The organism is Gordonia sp. NPDC003429 (assembly GCF_053588575.1).
Genome location: NZ_JBSFQF010000002.1, coordinates 237,037 through 257,951 on the forward strand (window position 1 = coordinate 237,037; position 20,915 = coordinate 257,951).

General features: G+C 68.1%; 22 protein-coding genes. 18 read left to right on the forward strand and 4 right to left on the reverse strand.

Annotated elements, in window-relative coordinates; genetic code table 11:
• Positions 1 to 26 precede the first annotated feature (26 nt).
• The 6 genes from mltG to aroB all read left to right on the forward strand — a co-directional run bounded on the left by mltG (position 27) and on the right by aroB (position 6,196).
• Positions 27 to 1,811, forward strand: a complete 1,785-nt coding sequence (gene mltG, locus ACWDSI_RS04785) for an endolytic transglycosylase MltG (protein ID WP_449755820.1) — start codon at positions 27 to 29, stop codon at positions 1,809 to 1,811.
• Between the two features lie 6 nt (positions 1,812 to 1,817).
• On the forward strand, positions 1,818 to 2,687 hold the full coding sequence (locus ACWDSI_RS04790; RefSeq protein WP_449746443.1) for a shikimate dehydrogenase: 870 nt from the start codon (positions 1,818 to 1,820) through the stop codon (positions 2,685 to 2,687).
• A 126-nt stretch (positions 2,688 to 2,813) separates the two neighbouring features.
• Positions 2,814 to 3,233, forward strand: coding sequence for a prepilin peptidase (locus ACWDSI_RS04795; RefSeq protein WP_449755821.1), 420 nt, complete (start codon positions 2,814 to 2,816; stop codon positions 3,231 to 3,233).
• A 31-nt stretch (positions 3,234 to 3,264) separates the two neighbouring features.
• Positions 3,265 to 4,479, forward strand: coding sequence for a chorismate synthase (gene aroC / locus ACWDSI_RS04800; protein WP_449755822.1), 1,215 nt, complete (start codon positions 3,265 to 3,267; stop codon positions 4,477 to 4,479).
• Positions 4,480 to 4,592: 113 nt separating this feature from the next.
• On the forward strand, positions 4,593 to 5,087 hold the full coding sequence (locus ACWDSI_RS04805; protein ID WP_449755881.1) for a shikimate kinase: 495 nt from the start codon (positions 4,593 to 4,595) through the stop codon (positions 5,085 to 5,087).
• Positions 5,084 to 6,196, forward strand: coding sequence for a 3-dehydroquinate synthase (gene aroB, locus ACWDSI_RS04810; RefSeq protein ID WP_449755823.1), 1,113 nt, complete (start codon positions 5,084 to 5,086; stop codon positions 6,194 to 6,196). The genes ACWDSI_RS04805 and aroB overlap by 4 nt, the downstream gene beginning before the upstream one ends.
• Here aroB and ACWDSI_RS04815 read toward each other — a convergent pair.
• From ACWDSI_RS04815 to ACWDSI_RS04830, 4 genes are read right to left on the reverse strand one after another with little or no spacing between them, the layout of a single operon-like run.
• A complete protein-coding gene (locus tag ACWDSI_RS04815; protein ID WP_449755824.1) occupies positions 6,145 to 6,375 on the reverse strand; it encodes a hypothetical protein in 231 nt (76 codons plus the stop codon). The two genes, aroB and ACWDSI_RS04815, sit on opposite strands and share 52 nt — an antisense overlap.
• Positions 6,372 to 6,875 (reverse strand): B-4DMT family transporter, encoded by a 504-nt coding sequence (locus ACWDSI_RS04820; RefSeq protein ID WP_449746438.1) that lies wholly within the window; start codon positions 6,873 to 6,875, stop codon positions 6,372 to 6,374. The genes ACWDSI_RS04815 and ACWDSI_RS04820 overlap by 4 nt, the downstream gene beginning before the upstream one ends.
• A 51-nt stretch (positions 6,876 to 6,926) precedes the next feature.
• On the reverse strand, positions 6,927 to 7,277 hold the full coding sequence (locus ACWDSI_RS04825; RefSeq protein WP_449755825.1) for a hypothetical protein: 351 nt from the start codon (positions 7,275 to 7,277) through the stop codon (positions 6,927 to 6,929).
• A gap of 2 nt (positions 7,278 to 7,279) precedes the next feature.
• Complete coding sequence (locus ACWDSI_RS04830) at positions 7,280 to 7,927, reverse strand: hypothetical protein (protein ID WP_449755826.1); 648 nt, start codon at positions 7,925 to 7,927, stop codon at positions 7,280 to 7,282.
• Positions 7,928 to 8,017: 90 nt separating this feature from the next.
• Between ACWDSI_RS04830 and ACWDSI_RS04835 the strand changes: the two genes are divergently transcribed.
• The 12 genes from ACWDSI_RS04835 (at position 8,018) to pyrF (ending at position 20,833) form a co-directional block, all read left to right on the forward strand.
• Positions 8,018 to 9,112 (forward strand): M24 family metallopeptidase, encoded by a 1,095-nt coding sequence (locus ACWDSI_RS04835; RefSeq protein ID WP_449755827.1) that lies wholly within the window; start codon positions 8,018 to 8,020, stop codon positions 9,110 to 9,112.
• A gap of 71 nt (positions 9,113 to 9,183) precedes the next feature.
• Complete coding sequence (efp, locus tag ACWDSI_RS04840; protein WP_449746435.1) at positions 9,184 to 9,747, forward strand: elongation factor P; 564 nt, start codon at positions 9,184 to 9,186, stop codon at positions 9,745 to 9,747.
• A gap of 16 nt (positions 9,748 to 9,763) precedes the next feature.
• Entirely contained in the window at positions 9,764 to 10,228 is a 465-nt protein-coding gene (gene nusB / locus ACWDSI_RS04845; RefSeq protein WP_449746434.1) for a transcription antitermination factor NusB, read from the forward strand.
• Positions 10,229 to 10,323: 95 nt separating this feature from the next.
• Entirely contained in the window at positions 10,324 to 10,911 is a 588-nt protein-coding gene (pyrR, locus tag ACWDSI_RS04850; RefSeq protein WP_449746433.1) for a bifunctional pyr operon transcriptional regulator/uracil phosphoribosyltransferase PyrR, read from the forward strand.
• The gene (locus tag ACWDSI_RS04855) at positions 10,911 to 11,882 is read left to right on the forward strand and encodes an aspartate carbamoyltransferase catalytic subunit (RefSeq protein WP_449755828.1); all 972 of its coding nucleotides are present in this window, start codon (positions 10,911 to 10,913) and stop codon (positions 11,880 to 11,882) included. The genes pyrR and ACWDSI_RS04855 overlap by 1 nt, the downstream gene beginning before the upstream one ends.
• Positions 11,879 to 13,186, forward strand: coding sequence for a dihydroorotase (locus tag ACWDSI_RS04860; RefSeq protein ID WP_449755829.1), 1,308 nt, complete (start codon positions 11,879 to 11,881; stop codon positions 13,184 to 13,186). Before ACWDSI_RS04855 ends, ACWDSI_RS04860 begins: the two co-directional genes overlap by 4 nt.
• Complete coding sequence (locus tag ACWDSI_RS04865; RefSeq protein ID WP_449746430.1) at positions 13,183 to 13,689, forward strand: PH-like domain-containing protein; 507 nt, start codon at positions 13,183 to 13,185, stop codon at positions 13,687 to 13,689. Before ACWDSI_RS04860 ends, ACWDSI_RS04865 begins: the two co-directional genes overlap by 4 nt.
• Positions 13,686 to 14,843, forward strand: a complete 1,158-nt coding sequence (gene carA / locus ACWDSI_RS04870) for a glutamine-hydrolyzing carbamoyl-phosphate synthase small subunit (RefSeq protein WP_449755830.1) — start codon at positions 13,686 to 13,688, stop codon at positions 14,841 to 14,843. The genes ACWDSI_RS04865 and carA overlap by 4 nt, the downstream gene beginning before the upstream one ends.
• Positions 14,836 to 16,020 carry an AAA family ATPase gene (locus tag ACWDSI_RS04875; RefSeq protein WP_449755831.1) on the forward strand — a complete coding sequence of 395 codons (1,185 nt, stop codon included), beginning with the start codon at positions 14,836 to 14,838 and terminating at the stop codon, positions 16,018 to 16,020. The genes carA and ACWDSI_RS04875 overlap by 8 nt, the downstream gene beginning before the upstream one ends.
• The gene (locus ACWDSI_RS04880) at positions 16,021 to 16,665 is read left to right on the forward strand and encodes a DUF4276 family protein (protein WP_449755832.1); all 645 of its coding nucleotides are present in this window, start codon (positions 16,021 to 16,023) and stop codon (positions 16,663 to 16,665) included.
• Positions 16,665 to 20,000, forward strand: coding sequence for a carbamoyl-phosphate synthase large subunit (gene carB, locus ACWDSI_RS04885; protein WP_449746428.1), 3,336 nt, complete (start codon positions 16,665 to 16,667; stop codon positions 19,998 to 20,000). Before ACWDSI_RS04880 ends, carB begins: the two co-directional genes overlap by 1 nt.
• Positions 19,997 to 20,833 (forward strand): orotidine-5'-phosphate decarboxylase, encoded by an 837-nt coding sequence (gene pyrF, locus ACWDSI_RS04890; RefSeq protein WP_449746427.1) that lies wholly within the window; start codon positions 19,997 to 19,999, stop codon positions 20,831 to 20,833. The genes carB and pyrF overlap by 4 nt, the downstream gene beginning before the upstream one ends.
• Positions 20,834 to 20,915 lie beyond the last annotated feature (82 nt).

Genomic DNA, 20,915 nt, shown 5'->3' on the forward strand with positions numbered 1-20,915 from the left:
ACCACACACCAGGGAGGGGACACTCGTTGACCGACGACCGGCACCGGAATCGTCATCGCGAGAATTCCGATCACCCCACCGAGGGCATCGATCTCGAGCGCCTCCGGTACTTCACGCAACCGGCCGAAGGCAGGCCGGCCGCCCGTCACCGTCGCCGGCGCGGCGCGGACAGCCCCACCGGACAGATTCCGGCGGTACGTGGCGACGACACCGTCACGGTCGATCCGCAGCCGACCCGCAGACGCGCCGACTCCCGCACCGCCAGACCCGCCCCGAAAACGCCGCAGCCACCGCCGCGTCGCGTGCGTGCCACACCGCCCGATCCCGATGGCGACACCACCCCGACTCCGACCATGCGGTCGCGGGTCAATGGCACGACGACGAGCCCCACGACCGGTCCGGACGCCGACCGGCGCGCCGTCGTCGACCGGCCGCGCGACCGTCCCCGCACCCGCGCGACGCCGGCCGTGGTGGAAGCCGAGCCGGTCGGTGACCACCGCGAGCGCGACCACCGCGAGCGTGACCGCACTGAGCGACATGCCCCCGACCGCGGTCACCCGCGCCGGTCGGAGGCACTCGACCACCACGACGTGCTCGAGCGCGACGCCGACGTCGCAGTCCATCACCGTCCACGTCGCGGCCGGGGTCGCAGCCCGCAGTCCGCGGCGCGCAGGCGAAAACGCCGAGTGGTCCTCGCCGTCGTACTCACCTGTCTGCTGGTCGCGGTGATCGGAGTGGGCTTTGTGGGGCTGCGCGCAGCCGGACTGCTCGATTCGCGCAAGGACTACACCAATGCCTCCGGTACCGCCGACGTGATCGTCGACATCCCGGCGAACTCCACTCTCAAGGACTTCGGCCGAATCCTCACCGACGAGGACGTGGTGGGCAGTCCCCGTGCCTTCGTGAACGCCGCCGACGGCCAGACCATCTCGGGGGGCTTCTACAAACTGCGCACCGAGATCCCGGCGGCCACGGCGGTGCAGATGCTCACCGACGGCACCGACCACCGGGTGGGCCGGGTAGTGATTCCCGAGGGCCTGCAACTCGACACCAAGAAGGGCATCGACGGCAAGACCACCCCCGGCATCTTCCAGATGATCGCCGACGCCACGTCGGTGACCGTCAACGGCACCAGGATCGGTGTCACCGTCGAGGACCTGCAGAAGGCCGCGGCGCAGGACACGCCGCAACAACTCGGCGTGCCGTCCTGGGCGGCGGATTCGGTGCAGAAACTCGACGGCGATCACCGTCGCATCGAGGGGCTCATCGCGCCGGGCACCTGGGAGACCATCGACCCGCGGTTCGACGCGACACGCATCCTGCACGACCTGATCACCAAGAGCGCTGCCCAGTTCGAGGCGTGGGGGTTGTTGAACCAGAACAGTTCCGGGCTCACGCCCTACGAAACGCTGACCGCCGCGTCGGTGGTGGAGCGCGAGGTGACCATGGCCGACGACTACCCTAAGGTCGCCCGGGTGATTGTCAACCGCCTCGCCAAGGGGCAGCGCCTGGAAATGGACTCCACCGCCAATTACACCGCCACGGTGACCAACATCGACGTGTACGGCGACGCCTACAAGGCCGACAACGTCTGGAACACCTACCAGATCAAGGGTTTGCCCGCGACGCCGATCGGTGCGGTCGGAGAACGCGCGCTCGAGGCAACCGAGAATCCCTCCCCGGGCAACTGGCTGTACTTCGTGACGGTGGACCGCAACGGCACCACCCTGTTCGCCGACAACTTCGAGCAGCACAAGCTCAACCGTGAACGTGCGTGTGAGAACAAACTTCTCACCACCGGATGTAGCTGAGAGCCGATGGATCTCGACCCACCGCCGATGACCCCGCCAGCGGGAAGTGTGCACGCGCGCCGCGCCGCCGTGGTGGGTTCGCCTGTGTCGCACTCGCGTTCACCTGATCTGCACCTTGCGGCGTATCGGGCACTGGGCTTGTCGGACTGGCGTTACGAGCGGATCGACTGCGACGCAACAGGTCTGCCCGCCCTTGTCGCCGGCTTGCCCGACGAGTTCGTCGGTCTGTCGGTGACGATGCCGGGCAAGGTGGCTGCGCTGGCCGTGGCCGGAGAACGCACCGATCGTGCCGAACTCGTCGGCTCGGCCAACACCCTCGTGCGCACCGAGCGGGGCTGGCGTGCGGACTGCACCGACATCGACGGCATGACCGGCGCGCTGCGCGAGGTGCTCGACGGCGCCGCGCGTACCGATCACGCGGTGGTCCTCGGCGCCGGCGGCACGGCCCGGCCCGCCCTGGCCGCATTGGCGGCCGCCGGATTCACGTCGGTCACGGTGATCGCCCGTGACGAAGGACGCGCCGCCGACGCCATCGCGCTCGCGCACCGGCTGAGTCTGTCGCCCGGCTTCCTTGTGTTCGAGACCTCCCCGGCGCTGCGCGAGGCGTGCACGGCCGCCGACGTGGTGGTGTCGACGGTGCCCGCCGCCGCGGCCGCCCCGGTCGCCGCCGACGTCGCGGGCACCGCGCATCTCGTCGACGTCATCTACAACCCGTGGCCCACCCCGCTCGCCACCGCGGTCGCCGACCGCGGCGGCCGCGTGGTCGGTGGCCTGGTGATGCTGCTCAACCAGGCCTACAGCCAGGTGGAGCAGTTCACCGGCCGTCCGGCTCCACGCGCGGCGATGGCCGCGGCGCTCGGCCACACCGAGCTCTGACGCGCAGCGGGTCGCAGCCGCGTCCCCGCGGCCCGCGTCTCCCCAGATGGGAGTCGTTCCACAGGCGGGGCCGGGACGGGGCCCGTGCGCACCGCCGGGTGCGTCGTCTGCCCGACACTGAGCGGCATGGGAGCGTCCGCCTGGCTCGTCGTGCTGTGGGCGGCGGCACTGGCAGAAACCGATCGCCGGTGCGGCCGGCTACCCAATGTTCTCGTGTTGCCCGGCTGTGGTGCGGTCGTCGCGTCGGCGGTGGGCCATCCGGGAGTGCTGGTGGCCGCGCTCGCCGCGTCCGCGCCGTATGTGCTCGGCTTCGGGCTGCGCGTCTGCGGCGGCGGCGACGCCAAGTTCGCCTTCGGCCTCGGTGGGCTGCTCGCCGACCCGCTTGCGGCACTGGTGATGGTGGCGCTCGCCCAGGTTCCTGTCCTGATCCTGCGACGGCCGGGCCCGCGGCCGCACGGCCCGGCGATGGCCGTGGCCGCACTGCTGGTGGTGGCCGCCTCGTCGCTGCCCGCTGCCGGTGCCCCGTCACCGGTGCCCACGGGGTGAGGTGAGGGGTTGAGGGCGGGCACACACCCGCATGGAACAATTGGCTCTTGTGTTGCGCTGGATAACTGCCGGAGAGTCCCATGGCCCGGCCCTGGTCGCCGTCGTCGAGGGCATGGTGGCCGGAGTGGAGATCACCTCCTCGGACATCGCCGAACAACTCGCCCGACGCCGCCTCGGCTACGGTCGCGGGGCCCGTATGAAGTTCGAGGCCGACGAGGTGACACTGCTCGGCGGGTTGCGTCACGGACGCACCATGGGTGGTCCGGTGGCGATCGAGATCGGTAACACCGAATGGCCCAAGTGGGAGACTGTGATGGCCCCCGACCCGGTGGACCCGGCAGAACTCGAGGGCAGCGCCCGCAACGCGGCACTCACACGGCCCCGTCCCGGCCACGCCGACTTCTCGGGCATGCTCAAGTACGGCTTCGACGACGCCCGCCCGATTCTCGAGCGCGCCAGCGCGCGGGAGACCGCGGCCCGCGTCGCCGCGGGCACCGTGGCGCGCAACTTCCTGCGGCAGGTGCTCGGCATCGAGGTGATCTCGCACGTGATCTCGATCGGCGCCAGCGATCCCTACGTGGGTCCGCCGCCCACGGCCGCCGATGTCGCCGCCATCGATGCCAGCCCGGTCCGGGCGTTCGACAAGGCCGCAGAGGAGTCGATGATCACCGAGATCGAGGCGGCCAAGAAGGACGGTGACACCCTCGGCGGGGTGGTGGAGATCGTCGCCACCGGCGTTCCCGTGGGTCTGGGTTCGCACGTCAGCGGCGACACCCGGCTCGACGCGCGACTCGCCGGCGCGCTGATGGGTATTCAGGCGATCAAGGGTGTCGAGGTGGGCGACGGCTTCGAGACCGCGCGACGTCGCGGCAGCGCCGCACACGACGAGATGGTGCCCGGCGCCGACGGTGTGCTGCGCTCCACCAACCGGGCCGGTGGCCTCGAGGGCGGTATGACCAACGGTGAGGACCTGCGTGTGCGGATCGCGATGAAGCCGATCTCCACGGTGCCGCGCGCACTGTCCACCGTCGACATGTCCACCGGTGAGCAGGCCAGCGCCATCCACCAACGCTCCGACGTCGTCGCAGTACCCGCGGCCGGCGTGGTGGCCGAGTCGATGGTGGCCCTCGTCGTCGCCCAGGCGGCGCTCGAGAAGTTCGGCGGCGACTCGGTGGCCGAGACCTCGGACAACGTGACCGCCTATCGCAAGCGCATCGCATCCCGCCCCCCGCACCCCACCGCATGATGCCCACACCCACACACCGCGAGGCCGCGAGCACACCCGCGGAGTACGCCGCAGCCGCCACCGCATCGGGTCGTTCGGGGTCCGGACGACCGGTGTCGGTGCTGGTGGGATTCATGGGCGCGGGCAAGTCGACGGTGGGGCGCCTGCTCGCCGACCGGCTCGGGGTCGACTTCGTCGACACCGACGCCGAGATCGTGCGGCGCATCGGCCGGTCCATCCCGGAGATCTTCACCGACCTGGGTGCCGAGCGGTTCCGTGAGATCGAACGCGACGTGGTGGCCGACGTCCTCGACGCGCACCGCGGCGTGCTGTCGTTGGGCGGGGGAGCGGTGACCACCGACGCGGTCCGCGAAGCCCTGCGCGGCCACCGCGTCATCCACCTGCGGGTCACCGCCGACACCGGGTTCGCGCGGGTCTCGGGCTCCGATCGGCCGCTGCTGGCCGACGACCCGGAAACCCGCTACCGCGAACTCCTCGCCGACCGGGCCGACCTCTACGACGAGGTGGCGACCATCGACGTCGACGCCAGCGGGGACGATCCGCAACTGATCGCCGACGAGATCGTCACCGAGATCGCCCGTGAACTCGTCCCCGGAAGGACCGAATGAGCCACGCCGCACCCACCACCATCCGCGTGGCCACCGCACATCCCTACGACGTGGTGATCGGTCGCGGGCTGCTCACCGAGGTCGCCGAGGCGGCCACCGGCGCCGACCGGATCGCCGTGCTCTACCAACCCCCGCTCGCGCAGACCGCCGAGCAGGTGCGGGAGTTCCTGGCCGAGAAGGGATTCGATGCCCACCGCATCGAGATTCCCGACGCCGAGGCGGGCAAGGATCTGTCGGTGGCGGCGTTCTGCTGGGAGGTGTTCGGGCGGATCGGGCTCAAACGTAACGACAAGGTGATCGCGCTCGGCGGCGGTGCGGCCACCGACCTCGCCGGTTTCGTCGCTGCCACCTGGATGCGCGGCATCGGTGTGATCCACATCCCCACCACCCTGCTCGCCATGGTCGACGCCGCCGTCGGCGGCAAAACCGGCATCAACACCGACGCCGGCAAGAACCTCGTCGGTTCCTTCCACGAACCCGACGCGGTGCTCATCGACCTCGGCACGCTCGAAACGGTGCCGCGCAACGAGATCATCGCCGGTCTCGCCGAGGTCATCAAGACCGGATTCATCGCCGACCCGACGATCCTCGACATCATCGAGGCCGATCCCGCCGCGGCCACCGATCCCACCGGCGACGTGCTGCCCGACCTGATCCGCCGCTCGGTGCAGGTGAAGGCCGACGTGGTGGCCGCCGACCTCAAGGAATCCTCGCTGCGCGAGATCCTCAACTACGGGCACACCATGGGGCACGCGATCGAGCGACGCGAACGGTACCGCTGGCGCCACGGCGCCGCGGTGTCCGTCGGCCTGGTGTACGTCGCCGAACTGGCCCGTCTTGCAGGCCGCCTCGACGACGCCACCGCCGACCGTCACCGCAGCATCCTCGAACTCGTCGGGCTGCCCACCCGCTACGACGCCGCCGCGTTTGCGGACCTGCTCGACGGGATGTCGGGGGACAAGAAGAACCGATCGGGTGTGCTGCGCTTCGTGGTGCTCGACGGACTCGCCAAACCCGGACGTCTGGAAGGCCCCGACCCCGGACTGCTCGCGGCGGCCTACTCGGCGATCGCGGCGGACGAACCCACGGGCGGTGCCACCCTGCTCTGAGGCGTGCCCGCCGCCCCGTCGAGCGCGCCCACTTCGGCGTCGAGCGTGCCCACCTGCCCGTCGAGCGTGCCCACTTCGGCGTCGAGCGTGCCCACCTGGCCGTCGAGCGTGCCCACTTCGGCGTTGAGCGTGCCCACCTCCGGGGCGCCCGGGTGCGCGAACACCCGGCGCGGGATCACGAGTGCTCGATGAGGTGTCCCTCTTCGTCGCGCTCCGCATGCACCGACCAGTCGTCGTCGGAGCCGCCGGCCTTGCGCTGTTCGCGTCGGGTGAGCCAGCGGCCGATGGCCACGCCGAGGAAGGCCGGGAAGAAGATGATCAGCGCGGTGAACGAACCGCCCGCGATGATCTCCACGAACAGACCCGCCTGACCGATTCCGGCGAAGACGAACTTGCCCAGAATCCAGCCGACGATCCCGGCGAGGAGACCGGCGAGGAGTCCGGCCTGCAGCCACCGCACGGTGAGGTCGTCGTAGTCGTCGGGGTCCGGGTTGGCCCGCGCGTCGCGGATGCCGTCCCAGCCGCCCCAGATCAGCGCCACCAGCACCACCGCCGCGATGGCGATGGTCTTCCACGTGGTGGTGTGCAACGGCGCCTGGACCACTGCGATACCCAGGAGCACCCGGGTGACGACATGTACGGCGGCCATGAGGAGACCGCGCAGCAACCACGAAGACATAGCGGACAGAGTACTGAACGGGCCGGTGATCTGGAACACGTCCCCGCCCGGTCAGCGTGCGGGCACACTCGCGGTGTACTTGGGCTTCCAATCATGGGTGAGCAGCGCCCCGAAGTTCTGTTCACGATCGGTGAGGCTGGTGCCGGTGTCGCGAGGCATGTAGATGAATGCCGGTCCGCAGTAGCCGGCGGCGCGGGCGGCAGAGAGCACCGAGACCATCTGGGCGGCCTGTTCCTGTTGGGACACCATGTCTTTCGACGAGTTTCCGAGCAGGAGCGAGCCGGTGTCGAGGAGCGTGGAACCCGAACTCGAGCCTGTCGATCCCGGACCCGACGACCCCTGGAAGGTGGGTGCGCCCATCTCGGTGAGCCAGATGTCCTTGTCGGCGTCGCCGTTGGTCACCATCACTTTTCGGACGTCCCCGGTTTCGGTCCACCCGTTGGGCGTGGCGGAGACCCCTTTGGGAAACACGTAGGGGTGCATCGCCGCGGCGTCGAAGAATCCCTTGGCGCCGTTCGCGTACATCGCGGTGTAAAAGCCCGCCGCGTCGGCTCCGGGCTCAGTCCCGCCGACACCACCGTCGCCGACGGTGCCGCGGCCTTGATGTCGATGTAGAAGCGCTTGAGCAACGAGGTGTACTTCGCGGCGTTCACCGAACCGCCGAAGAAGAGCGGCAGGTTGGGTTCGTTCCAGATCTCGAAATGCGTGGTCGACGGATACCGCGCGATGAAGGCCTGCACGAACGGGGTGACGTTGCCCAGGTCGGTCGGGGGTGCGGTGGTCAGCGCTCCGCCGCCGGCCCAACCGGGGGTGCCGAGAAAGTTCGCCAGCACGGTGAGCCCGTGGGCCCGCGCGGAACCGATCAGTGTGTCCGGTTGCGACCAGTCGAAGGTGCCCTTGGTCTTCTCGATCACATTCCAGTTGATCTCCACACGCAGCCACCGGGCGCCGGTGGCACCCACCGCGTCGAGTTCGCGATCGAGGTCGGCGGCCGACTCGGTGCGCTCGAAGCTGCCCCCGGCGAAGCCGTACCCGGCGGCGGGAGCCTCCACTGTGGCGCGCGCAGAGTTCGGCCAGGCCAGACTCCCGTCCGTTCCGGCTCCGACTCGTGATCTGCGCACGCGGCGTCGTAGCGTGGAGGCGTGAATTATGCCGTCCGTCGAGACAGACTCCGAGCTCTGCTGGCGACCGCCGACAAACCGGTGGACGTGTTGGTGGTGTCGGATCTGATCAATCTCCGTTATCTGTCGGGGTTCACCGGTTCCAACGGCGCACTGCTGATCTCGGCGTCGGGACCCGACGACGATGTGATCTGCACCGACGGTCGCTATCTCACGCAGATCGCCCAGCAGTCCGGCGACCTCCCCGCGGTGATCGCACGCGATTGCGTCGGCGAACTCGTCGGCCGCGCCGCCGTTGCGGGCCCGGTGCGGATCGGATTCGAGTCCGATGCGCTCACCGTCGCCCAGCACGGCCGGCTGGTCGACCACACTCCCGACGGCGCCGAACTGGTCGGTGTGGCCGGGCTGGTGTTGGGGCTGCGGGAGGTCAAGGACGCCGGTGAGATCGCCTTGCTGCGCAGGGCCTGTGCCATCGGCGACACCGCGCTCGCCGAGATCATCGCCGACGGAGTCATCCGGGCAGGCGCTTCGGAACGCGAGGTGGCACGTGCGCTCGAGTGGTCGATGTTCCGGCACGGCGCCGACGCGGTTGCCTTCGAGACCATCGTGGCCGCGGGCGCGCACTCGGCCATTCCGCATCATCGGCCCACCGGGTCGGTGCTCGCCGACGGCGACCTGGTCAAGATCGACTTCGGCTGCGTGTACGGCGGATACCACTCCGACATGACCCGCACCTTTGTGCTGACCCGCGCTGCGGACTGGCAGCGCGACCTCTACCAGCTGGTGTCCACCGCGCAGGCCGCCGGCCGCGACGCCCTGACACCGGGGGCGGAGCTTCGTGCGGTCGACGCGGCGGCCCGCTCGGTGATCGAGGACGCCGGCCACGGCGAGCATTACGTCCACGGACTCGGTCACGGCGTCGGCCTGCAGATCCACGAAGCGCCGGGAATCGGCAAACTCGCGGCGGGTACACTGCCATGCGGCGCGGCGGTGACCGTGGAGCCCGGCGTCTACCTCCCCGGACGAGGTGGCGTCAGGATCGAGGACACGCTCGTCGTCACCGACGACGAACCGGACCTGCTGACCGCCACCGACAAGGCTTTCACCGTCATTTGACGGACCCGCCGCACCCGGCGAGGCAGAAGCGACGCACAAGAACCCCCGACGTAGAAGAGAGACGACAACCTATGGCGACCACCGCCGATTTCAAGAATGGCCTCGTGCTGCGCATGGACGACCAGCTCTGGCAGATCCTGGAGTTCCAGCACGTCAAGCCCGGCAAGGGGCCGGCGTTCGTGCGCACCAAGATCAAGAACGTGCTGTCGGGCAAGACCGTCGACAAGACCTTCAACGCGGGCGTGAAGGTGGAGACCGCCACCGTCGACCGTCGTGACATGACCTTCCTGTACAACGACGGCACCGACTACGTGTTCATGGACGCCCAGGACTACGAGCAGTACGCGATCTCGCCTGAAACGGTGGGCGACGGTGCGCGCTTCCTGCTGGAGAACATGACCGTGCAGGTGTCGCTGAACGAGGGCACGCCGCTGTTCATCGAACTGCCCGTGACCGTCGAGATGGAGGTCACCCACACCGACCCGGGCCTGCAGGGTGATCGCTCGACCGGCGGTACCAAGCCGGCGACCGTGGAGAGCGGCGCGGAGATCCAGGTGCCGCTGTTCATCAACACCGGCGACAAGCTGAAGGTCGACTCGCGTGACGGCAGCTACCTCGGCCGCGTCAACAGCTGAGACCCGACGAACCGACGTGAAACAACCGGGAACCCGACACAAAGCACGCCGCCGCGCGGTGGATCTGCTGTTCGAGGCCGAGGCCAAGCAGGTCAGCCCCGCGCAGCTGGTGGCCGAGCGGCGTGAATTCGTGCGCGACGACGAGAGCGTCGGCGAGATCCACGCGTACACCGCGCGTGTCATCGACGGCCTCACTGACGACCAGAATCAGATCGACGCGGTGATCACCTCGCATCTGCGCGACTGGAAACTCGACCGGCTCCCCGCCGTCGACCGCGCCATTCTGCGGCTGGCGACGTGGGAACTGTTCAACGCCACCGACGTCGACGAGATCGTGGTGGTCGACGAGGCCGTCGAACTGGCCAAGGAACTCTCCACCGACGACTCGCCGGCATTCGTCAACGGTGTGCTCGGTCAGATCGCCGAACTCGCACCGCAGGTACGGGCGGCGCAGGCGGCGGGGTCGGACACCGACGGCTGACGGCCCCGTCGGGACCGGGGGCATCGTCGGTGTAGAGTGTCCGACGACAGACATCCTTTAACGATCCGTCCTGCGAGGCGGAGAAGGAGGTCGGCGTGGTCACGCCCACCGACGGCGAACAATCCCCGCGGCGCGTACTGCTCGACGCGGCAGACGTCTCCCGCACCATCGCGCGGGTCGCCCATCAGATCATCGAGAAGACGGCGCTCGATTCACCCGACGCCCCCCGCGTGGTGATCATCGGAATCCCCACGCGCGGAACCACTCTCGCCGACCGGCTGGCCGACAAGATCCGCGAGTTCTCCGGGGTCGACGTCCCGGTGGGCTACCTCGACATCACCCTCTACCGCGACGACCTGCGCGCCAAACCGCACCGGGCGCTCGAACCCACCATGGTGCCGTCCGGCGGCGTCGACAACGCGGTGGTCATCCTCGTCGACGACGTTCTCTACTCCGGTCGCACCGTGCGCGCCGCGCTCGACGCGCTGCGCGACCTCGGGCGGCCCGCCGCGGTGCAACTCGCGGTGCTCGTCGACCGCGGCCACCGCGAACTGCCGCTGCGCGCCGACTACGTCGGCAAGAACATCCCCACCTCACGCGACGAAACCGTCGCGGTGCACCTCGAGGAATACGACGGGGCCGACGAGGTCGTGCTCGGCGCGGCCGGGCGGGCGGCCCGCTGATGCGTCACCTGCTGTCGGCCGCCGACCTCTCCCGCGACGACGCCACCGCACTGCTCGACGAGGCGCAACGCTTCGAACAGGCCTTGACCGGCCGGGAAGTGCGCAAACTGCCCACCCTGCGCGGACGCACCATCATGACCGTGTTCTACGAGAACTCCACCCGCACCCGCGTGTCCTTCGAGGTGGCGGGTAAGTGGATGAGCGCCGATGTGATCAACGTGAGCGCCTCGAGTTCGTCGGTCAACAAGGGCGAATCGCTGCGCGACACCGTCAAGACGCTGCGCGCGGCGGGCGCCGACGCCCTCATCGTGCGCCACCCCGCATCCGGTGCCGCCCACCAGATCGCGGCCTGGACCGAAGGTGGTTTCGGACCCGACGGCCCCGACGACGCCGGGGTCGGGCCTGCGGTGATCAACGCCGGTGACGGCACCCACGAACATCCGACGCAGGCGCTCCTCGACGCTCTCACCCTGCGGCAGCGGCTCGGATCGATCGACGGTCGACGCATCGCGATCGTCGGCGACGTCCTGCACTCGCGGGTGGCCCGCTCCAACGCGTTTCTCCTCACCACGCTGGGCGCCGACGTGGTGCTCGTCGCGCCGCCCACCCTGCTGCCGGTGGGTGTCGACCAGTGGGGGGTGACCACCTCCGATGATCTCGACGCGGTGCTGCCGGGCGTCGACGCGGTGATGATGCTGCGGGTGCAGGCCGAACGCATGAACGGCGGATTCTTCCCGTCGTCGCGGGAATACTCGGTGCGTTTCGGCCTGAACGACCGCCGGCTCGGTGTGCTGTCCGACGACGCCGTCGTGCTGCATCCGGGTCCCATGCTGCGCGGCATGGAGATCGGGTACTCGGTGGCCGACTCGCCGCGCGCAGCCGTTCTCGAACAGGTCCGCAACGGGGTGCACGTGCGTATGGCGGTGCTCTTCCGCCTGCTCGCCGGTGCCGAATCAGGAGGTGCGCAGTGAGCGCGGCGACCGGGTCAGTGCTGTTCCGGCAGGTTCGACCCTACGGCGAGGGCGATCCGGTCGACGTGCTCGTCACCGACGGCGAGATCACCGAGATCGGCGACGCGGTGTCGGCGCCCGACGATGTGGAAGTGATCGACGGCGGTGGCAGCGTGCTACTTCCAGGATTTGTCGACCTGCACACGCATCTGCGTGAACCCGGCCGGGAGGACACCGAAACCATCAGGTCCGGTTCGGCCGCAGCCGCTCTCGGTGGCTACACCGCGGTCTTCGCGATGGCCAACACCTCTCCCGTCGCCGACAACCCCACCGTCACCGACAACGTGTGGCGCGCCGGGCAGGAGGTGGGCCTGGTCGACGTCTACCCGGTGGGTGCGGTGACGGTCGGGCTCGAGGGCAAGCAACTCGCCGAGATGGGATTGATGGCCGCCGGTGCGGGCCGGGTCCGCCTGTTCAGCGACGACGGCAAATGTGTCGCCGACCCGCTGCTGATGCGGCGCGCACTCGAATACGCGAAGGGCCTCCACGTGCTCATCGCGCAGCACGCCGAAGAGCCGCGGCTGACCGTCGGCGCGGTGGCCCACGAGGGCCCCACCGCGGCGCGGCTGGGACTTGCCGGTTGGCCGCGCGCCGCCGAGGAGTCGATCGTGGTGCGTGACGCGCTGCTGGCGCGCGACGCCGGTGCGCGCGTGCACATCTGCCACGCCTCGACTGCGGGCACCGTGGAGTTGTTGCGCTGGGCCAAGCAGCAGGGCATCGCGGTGACCGCCGAGGTCACCCCTCATCACCTCTTCCTCGACGATTCCCGGCTGCAGACCTACGACGGCATCAATCGGGTGAACCCGCCGTTGCGGGAGGTCAGCGACACCTTGGCGCTGCGGCAGGCACTGGCCGACGGCATCGTCGACTGCGTGGCCACCGACCATGCACCGCACGCCGCGCAGGAGAAGTGCTGCGAATTCTCCCAGGCGCGCCCCGGCATGCTGGGGCTGCAGACCGCGCTGCCGATCGTGGTGGAGACCATGGTGAATCCGGGCCTGCTCGACTGGCGCGGGGTGGCGCTGGTGATGAGTGAACGCCCCGCACAGATCGTCGGCCTCACCGACCAGGGACGTCCGATCGCGGTGGGCGAGCCCGGCAATCTGACGCTCGTCGATCCCGACCTTCCCTGGCAGGTGGAGGGTGCCAAGCTCGCCAGCCTGTCGGCCAACACCCCGTACGAGTCGCTCACCATGCCGGCCAGTGTGGTGGCCACGACGCTGCGCGGTGTGGTGACCACCCGCAACGGGCAGGTGGCGCAATGAGTTCGACGATCTCCGGCATCATCGTGATCGTCGTCGTGGTGGCGGTGTGGGCCGGACTGGTGGCCTTGGTGCTGCGCGGCTGGCGCAACCGGGGGCGGCGTCAGGCCGAGATGATCGGCGAGATGCCGCTCATCCCGGCCGATCCCGGCGAACCCCTGCTGGGGCCCGACACCGGACTCTATGTCGGTTCCACCATCGCGCCGAGCTGGCAGGATCGGGTGGCTGTGGGCGACATCGGTGATCGCGCCTCGGCCACCATGGCGGCCTATCCCGACGGCATCCTGCTCGAACGCCGCGGCGCCACCGAGATCTGGATTCCGCGGCCCTCGATCACCGCGGTGCGCACCGAACGCGGCCTGGCCGGCAAGGTGATGACCGCCGACGGCGTGCTGGTGATCCGCTGGGTGCTGCCCAGCGGTACCGAGATCGACTCGGGGTTACGCGCCGACGACAAGACCGTCTACCCCGCGTGGGTGTCGGAGTTCGAGAGGAAAGACCAATGAGCTCAGCGGTTCTCGTACTCGAGAACGGACAGGTGTTCACCGGCCGGGAGTTCGGCGCGGTGGGCCAGACACTCGGTGAGGCGGTGTTCTGCACCGCGATGACCGGGTATCAGGAGACGCTCACCGATCCCAGCTATCACCGGCAGATCGTCATCGCCACCGCACCGCAGATCGGTAACACCGGCTGGAACGACGAAGACGGCGAATCGACCGGCAGCGCGGGCAGCGACGGCGAGCGCGGTGACTCCGGCAAGATCTGGGTCGCCGGGTACGCGGTGCGCAATCCCACTCGGCGCGTGTCGAATTGGCGTGCCACCACCAGCCTTCAGGACGAACTGGTGCGCCAGGGCGTGGTGGGGATCGGCGGCATCGACACCCGCACCGTGGTGCGCGTGCTCCGCGATCACGGGTCGATGCGCGCCGGTATCTTCTCCGGTCCCGCCCTGGCCCCCGAAGACGAGTTGCTCGCCCGGGTGCGCAACCAACCGTCGATGAAGGGCGCGAATCTGGCCGGCGAGGTGAGCACACCCACCGGCTACGAGGTGGAACCGGCCGCCGACTCCCGATTCACCGTCGCCGCCATCGATCTCGGCATCAAGACCAACACGCCCCGCATGTTCGCCCAGCGTGGGGTGGCCGTGCACGTGCTGCCCGCCGACGCCGGTCTGGACGCGATCACCGAACTGCGTCCCGACGGAGTGTTCCTCTCCAACGGCCCCGGCGACCCGGCCACCGCCGACGGCGCCGTGGAACTCACCCGGCAGGTACTGGGCACCGGATTGCCGCTGTTCGGTATCTGTTTCGGCAACCAGATCCTGGGCCGCGCACTGGGCCGCGACACCTACAAGATGAAGTTCGGCCACCGTGGCATCAACATCCCCGTCATCGACGCCGCCACCGGCAAGGTGTCGATCACCGCGCAGAACCACGGATTCGCGCTCGAAGGCGAAGCCGGTGAGGAATTTGACACCGACTTCGGCCGCGCCCGGGTGAGCCACGTGTGCGCCAACGACGGCACCGTCGAAGGCGTCGAACTGCTCTCGGGCCGTGCGTTTTCCGTCCAATACCACCCGGAGGCGGCGGCGGGTCCACACGACGCCGCCTACCTCTTCGACAGGTTCGTCTCCCTGCTGGAGGGATCCAAGAATGGCTAAGGAAAGCGCGCTGTATTCGGTTCGAGTCAAGAACTACCGCGCGCTCCGTGACGTAGAGCTAAAGGGACTCAGTCCTCTGACCGTCTTACTAGGTGCGAATGGAAGCGGTAAATCCACGGTTTTCGATGTTTTCGCATTCCTTCACGAATCATTCACCGAGGGACTCCGTGCGGCTTGGGATCGCCGCAATCGCATGGAGGGAATCCGAACGGTCGGCGAGGTCGGCCCCGTTTCGATTGAGCTGAAGTACCGGACCGAGTACCGCGGCACTTCGCGTTTGGCCACGTATCGGCTAGTTGTTGACGAGGTGCGGTCGAGTCCTGTGGTGGAAGAAGAGCGCCTCACTTGGACAGTCAGTCCCGGGTCAGGTAGACCGAAAGACATACTGCGATTCCATCGCGGTGACGGCAAGACGTGGGACGAGGACACAGCACAAGAGCGTGAAGAAGAGCTCGCCTCGCCTGACCTGCTGGCAGTCACAGCACTAGGTCAGTTCTTGAGCCATCCACGGATTCGATATTTACGAGAGTTCATATCCGGTTGGTATCTGTCCTACGTGTCGGCCGACAGCACGCGTACGACGCCGGTTGCTGGCCCGGAGCCGCGACTGAGCCGGACCGGTGACAATCTGCCAAACGTGATTCAGTATCTGCAGGAGAACCATCCGACTCGGCTCAAAGAAATATTCCGGGTCCTCGGCCAGCGTGTTCCACAGGTCGAGCGAGTTGATTCGATCAGGCTCGAAGATGGCCGGTTACTGCTTCAGATTAAGGATCGGGCGTTCGACCGTCCGGTGCTTTCTCGTTTCGCGAGCGATGGAACATTGAAACTTCTTGCTTACCTGACAGTTCTCATGGATCCGGATCCGCCGCGGGTGATTGGTATCGAAGAGCCTGAGAATCAACTACATCCGAAGCTACTTCCCGTCCTCGCCGAGGAGATGCGTGGCATCAGTTCGGTTTCCCAACTCTTTGTCACAACACACTCGCCAGATTTCGTAAGCGCGCTGAGACCTGAAGAGTTGTGGATGATCGGCCGGGGCGACGACGGTTATGCACGGGTTGAGCGTGCAAACTCCAAACCTGAGATCGTCGCCATGGTCAACCAGGGGGCCACCCTTGGCGACTTGTGGAGTGAACGATACTTGCGCGCCGCTGATCCAGCCGGGGTGGTGTGAATGGCGCTCGAGCACATCGAGTTTCTTGTCGAAGAACGGTCGATGCTGGTGTTTCTCGAGACCGTGTTGCCCCAGATTATCGGTGACATGAGTTTCGAGATTCGCGTATTTGACGGCAAGCACAATCTTCTGCGAAAGCTAGAGAGCCGCCTTCGTGGATACTTGCACCTAGAGGGAGTGAATATTGCAGTCGTGGTGCTTATCGACGAGGATCGCGAAGACTGCTACGCGCTAAAGCAACGCCTCGAAGATGCCGCGGCTGCGGTTGGTCTCCCGACTCTCTCGAATGCTGGGGCGGCTCAGCCAGTCGTATTGAATCGGATAGTCGTCGAAGAACTCGAATCCTGGTTGCTAGGCGATCCGATTGCGTTGTGCGCAGCATATCCTAAGGTGCCATCTACCTTCTATACCCGACAGCGATATCGCGACTGCGATGCGGTCAGAGGCGGCACTGCGGAGGCGCTTAGTGATCTGCTTGTCCGAGCAGGACATGCCGAAGAGGCGACCCGGAAGACTATCGTCGCGGGTCAGGTCGCACAGCACATAGTCGTAGACCGAAACATGTCCGAAAGCTTCCGAGCGTTCCGCACTGGCCTTGAGGCTTTGATGGCAGCTCGCTCATCCACAACCACGAAAGGGGTCTGATGCCGCGCCGTCAAGACATCGCGCACGTCCTGGTGATCGGCTCCGGGCCGATCGTCATCGGGCAGGCCTGCGAGTTCGACTACTCCGGCACGCAGGCATGCCGGGTACTCAAGGCCGAGGGTCTACGGGTGAGTCTGGTGAACTCCAACCCCGCCACCATCATGACCGACCCGGAGTTCGCCGACGCCACCTACGTGGAACCGATCACCGCCGAGTACGTGGAGAAGGTGATCGAGGCCGAACGCGACGCCGGGCACCCGATCGACGCGGTGCTCGCCACCCTGGGCGGGCAGACGGCACTGAACACCGCTGTGGCGCTGCATGATCGAGGTTCGCTGGAGAAGTACGGCATCGAACTCATCGGTGCCGACTTCGACGCCATCCAGCGCGGCGAGGACCGTCAGATGTTCAAGGACATCGTCGCCAAGGTGGGTGGGGAGAGTGCCCGCTCACGGGTCTGCCACACCATGGCCGAGGTCCGCGAGACGGTCGCCGAACTCGGCTACCCGGTGGTGGTGCGTCCGTCGTTCACGATGGGCGGCCTCGGTTCGGGTATGGCGTATGACTCCGACGACCTCGACCGCATCGCCGGTGGCGGCCTGGCCGCATCCCCGACGGCGAACGTGCTGATCGAGGAATCGATCCTGGGCTGGAAGGAATACGAGCTCGAGCTGATGCGCGACCACCACGACAACGTGGTGGTGGTGTGTTCCATCGAGAACGTCGACCCGGTGGGCGTGCACACCGGTGATTCGGTCACGGTGGCACCGGCGATGACGCTGACCGACCGCGAATATCAGCGGATGCGTGACCTGTCGATCGACATCCTGCGCGAGGTGGGCGTCGACACCGGCGGCTGCAACATCCAGTTCGCCCAAGACCCCACCGATGGGCGTCTCGTGGTGATCGAGATGAATCCGCGGGTCTCGCGGTCGTCCGCATTGGCTTCCAAGGCAACGGGATTCCCGATCGCCAAGATCGCCGCGAAGCTCGCCATCGGCTATACCCTCGACGAGATAACCAACGACATCACCAAGGAGACGCCGGCCTGCTTCGAGCCGACGCTGGACTACGTGGTGGTCAAGGCACCACGGTTCGCGTTCGAGAAGTTCCCCGGCGCCGACGACACGCTGACCACCACGATGAAGTCGGTGGGGGAGGCGATGAGCCTGGGACGCAGCTTTACCGAGGCGCTCGGCAAGGTGATGCGGTCGCTGGAGACCAAGGCCGCCGGCTTCTGGACCGAGGCCGACCGGCCCGATCCGGCCACCGTCGACCTCGATGCCCTGCTCGATACCTTGCGCACCCCGAAGGACGGCCGGCTCTACGGCATCATGCTGGCCTTCGATGCGGGCGCCACCGTCGAACAGCTCTACGAGGCCACCGCCATCGACCCGTGGTTCCTCGCCGAGATCGCGGGCATCGGTGCACTCGGCGCCGAGATCCGCGACGCCGCGCAGCTCACCGAGGATCTCCTGCGCGACGCGAAGTCGTCGGGGTTCTCCGACCGCCAGATCGCCGCGCTGCGTACCGATTTCGCCGACGAGGCGGCTGTGCGGGACCACCGCATCGGGCTCGGTGTGCGCCCGGTGTACAAGACCGTGGACACCTGCGCCGCCGAGTTCGAGGCCCGCACGCCCTATCACTACTCCACCTACGAACTCGACCCCGCCGCGGTCAGTGAGATCGCGCCGCAGACCGAACGGCCCAAGGTGCTCATCCTGGGGTCGGGTCCCAACCGCATCGGTCAGGGCATCGAGTTCGACTACTCGTGTGTGCACGCCGCGCTGACCCTCTCCGAAGCGGGGTACGAGACGGTGATGGTCAACTGCAACCCCGAGACCGTCTCCACCGACTACGACACCGCCGACCGTCTCTATTTCGAGCCGCTGACGTTCGAGGATGTGCTGGAGGTGTACCACGCCGAATCGGAATCGGGCACCGTCGCCGGCGTCATCGTGCAACTCGGCGGGCAGACACCGCTGGGTCTGGCGCATCGGCTCGAGGCGGCGGGGGTGCCCATCGTCGGCACCAGTCCGGCGGCCATCGACCTGGCCGAGGACCGCGGCGAATTCGGCAAGGTCCTCACGGCCGCCGGTCTGCCGGCACCCGCCTTCGGCACCGCCACATCGTTCGAGGAGGCCCGCGACACCGCCGCGCGCATCGGCTATCCGGTGCTCGTGCGGCCGTCGTATGTGCTCGGCGGACGCGGCATGGAGATCGTCTACGACGAGGCGAGTCTCGCCGACTACATCTCGCGCGCCACCGAACTCACCCCCGACCACCCGGTGCTGGTGGACCGCTTCCTCGAGGATGCGGTGGAGATCGACGTCGACGCCCTGTGCGACGGCGACGAGGTGTACATCGGGGGCGTGATGGAGCACATCGAGGAGGCCGGCATCCATTCCGGCGACTCCGCGTGCGCGTTGCCGCCGGTCACGCTGGGCCGGTCCGATCTCGAGATGGTGCGCCGGTCCACCGAGGCGCTGGCCAAGGGCATCGGGGTGCGCGGGCTGCTCAACGTGCAGTACGCGCTCAAGGACGACGTTCTCTATGTGCTGGAAGCCAATCCGCGGGCGAGTCGCACGGTGCCGTTCGTGTCCAAGGCCACCGCGGTGCCGCTGGCGAAGGCGTGCGCGCGGGTGATGTTGGGGGAGAGCATCGCCGAACTGCGCGAGCAGCAGATCCTCGATCCCACCGGTGACGGCGGGGTGGCGCCGGCTGCGGCGCCGATCGCGGTGAAGGAAGCGGTGTTGCCGTTCAACCGATTCCGGCGTCACGACGGCACCGGGGTGGATTCGCTGCTGAGCCCGGAGATGAAGTCGACCGGCGAGGTGATGGGTATCGACGCCGACTTCGGCCGGGCGTTCGCGAAATCGCAGACCGCCGCCTACGGTTCGCTTCCCACCACGGGGGCGGTGTTCGTGTCGGTGGCCAACAAGGACAAGCGTGCCCTGCTGTTCCCGGTCAAACACCTCGCCGACCTCGGCTTCACCATCCTGGCGACCGAGGGCACTGCGGAGGTGTTGCGCCGCAACGGGATCGTGGCCACCACCGTGCGTAAACACTTCGAGGCCGCGCCCGGTGAACGCACCATCCTCGATGCGATCCGCGACGGCGACGTGGCGATGGTGATCAACACCCCGTACGGGCAGTCCGGTCCGCGTGTCGACGGCTACGAGATCCGCAGCGCCGCAGTGGCCGCTGGGATTCCGTGCATCACCACGGTGCAGGGGGCCAGCGCCGCCGTGCAGGGTATCGAGGCGGCGCTCTCGGAGCGGATGGGTGTCGAGTCGCTGCAGCGCAGGCACGCCGCGCTGGTGAACGAGCGGTGAGTACTGCTGCGGCAACGGGTTTCGCCGCCCGGTATCGTGCCGCCGTCGATGCGCGCGGACGGTTGTGTGCGGGCATCGACCCGCACGCCGAACTCCTCGACCAGTGGGGGTTGCCGGTGGACGCGACCGGTCTGGCGCGGTTCGCCGACATCTGCGTCGAGGCACTCGGTCCCGTCGCGGCGGTGATCAAACCGCAGGTGGCGTTCTTCGAGGCGTTCGGTGCGGCCGGTTTCGCGGTGCTCGAACGCACCATTGCCGGATGCCGGGAGGCGGGCGCACTGGTGATCGCCGACGCCAAACGCGGCGACATCGGCTCCACCATGGCCGCCTACGCACACTCGTGGCTCGACGACGCCTCGCCGCTGTGCGCCGACGCGGTCACCGCGTCGCCGTATCTCGGATTCGGCTCTCTCACACCGGCGTTCGACGCCGCACGCGCCGCCGGCGGGTGCGTGTTCGTGCTCGCGCGCACCTCGAACCCGGAGGGCGCACCGGTCCAGCTCGCCGCTACCGGTGGACGGACCGTCGCCCAGATGATGGTCGACGACGCCGCCGCACGCAATGCGGATGGCTCGGCGACGCTGGGACTCGTGGTCGGCGCCACCCGCGCCCACGGACTCGACCTGAGCGCCCTCAATGGTCCGATCCTGGCACCCGGACTCGGCGCCCAGGGCGCCACCGCGGCCGATCTGCCCGAGGTATTCGCCGGCGCCGACCTGCGCTGGGTGCTGCCCGCCAGCTCGCGCGGGGTGCTGCGTGCCGGACCCGACGTCGGCGCACTGGCCGCCGAATGCAGCCGCACCCGCGACGAGGTCGAAGCCGCGCTGGGCTGACGCCGGTTCGTGAGGTCGCGGAAACGCCGAGCGCAGAGAACCTGGGTGATCTTGGAGAATCTGGGTGCTGTAGCACCCAGAT

Excerpts from the sequence above, each read along its gene's own strand:
- ACWDSI_RS04790 (WP_449746443.1), top strand. The coding sequence starts at position 1,818 with ATGGATCTCGACCCACCGCCGATGACCCCGCCAGCGGGAAGTGTGCAC.
- ACWDSI_RS04795 (WP_449755821.1), top strand. The coding sequence starts at position 2,814 with ATGGGAGCGTCCGCCTGGCTCGTCGTGCTGTGGGCGGCGGCACTGGCA.
- aroC (WP_449755822.1), top strand. The coding sequence starts at position 3,265 with ATGGAACAATTGGCTCTTGTGTTGCGCTGGATAACTGCCGGAGAGTCC.
- ACWDSI_RS04805 (WP_449755881.1), top strand. The coding sequence starts at position 4,593 with ATGGGCGCGGGCAAGTCGACGGTGGGGCGCCTGCTCGCCGACCGGCTC.
- aroB (WP_449755823.1), top strand. The coding sequence starts at position 5,084 with ATGAGCCACGCCGCACCCACCACCATCCGCGTGGCCACCGCACATCCC.
- ACWDSI_RS04820 (WP_449746438.1), bottom strand. The coding sequence starts at position 6,875 with ATGTCTTCGTGGTTGCTGCGCGGTCTCCTCATGGCCGCCGTACATGTC.
- efp (WP_449746435.1), top strand. The coding sequence starts at position 9,184 with ATGGCGACCACCGCCGATTTCAAGAATGGCCTCGTGCTGCGCATGGAC.
- ACWDSI_RS04855 (WP_449755828.1), top strand. The coding sequence starts at position 10,911 with ATGCGTCACCTGCTGTCGGCCGCCGACCTCTCCCGCGACGACGCCACC.
- ACWDSI_RS04865 (WP_449746430.1), top strand. The coding sequence starts at position 13,183 with ATGAGTTCGACGATCTCCGGCATCATCGTGATCGTCGTCGTGGTGGCG.
- carA (WP_449755830.1), top strand. The coding sequence starts at position 13,686 with ATGAGCTCAGCGGTTCTCGTACTCGAGAACGGACAGGTGTTCACCGGC.
- ACWDSI_RS04875 (WP_449755831.1), top strand. The coding sequence starts at position 14,836 with ATGGCTAAGGAAAGCGCGCTGTATTCGGTTCGAGTCAAGAACTACCGC.
- ACWDSI_RS04880 (WP_449755832.1), top strand. The coding sequence starts at position 16,021 with ATGGCGCTCGAGCACATCGAGTTTCTTGTCGAAGAACGGTCGATGCTG.
- carB (WP_449746428.1), top strand. The coding sequence starts at position 16,665 with ATGCCGCGCCGTCAAGACATCGCGCACGTCCTGGTGATCGGCTCCGGG.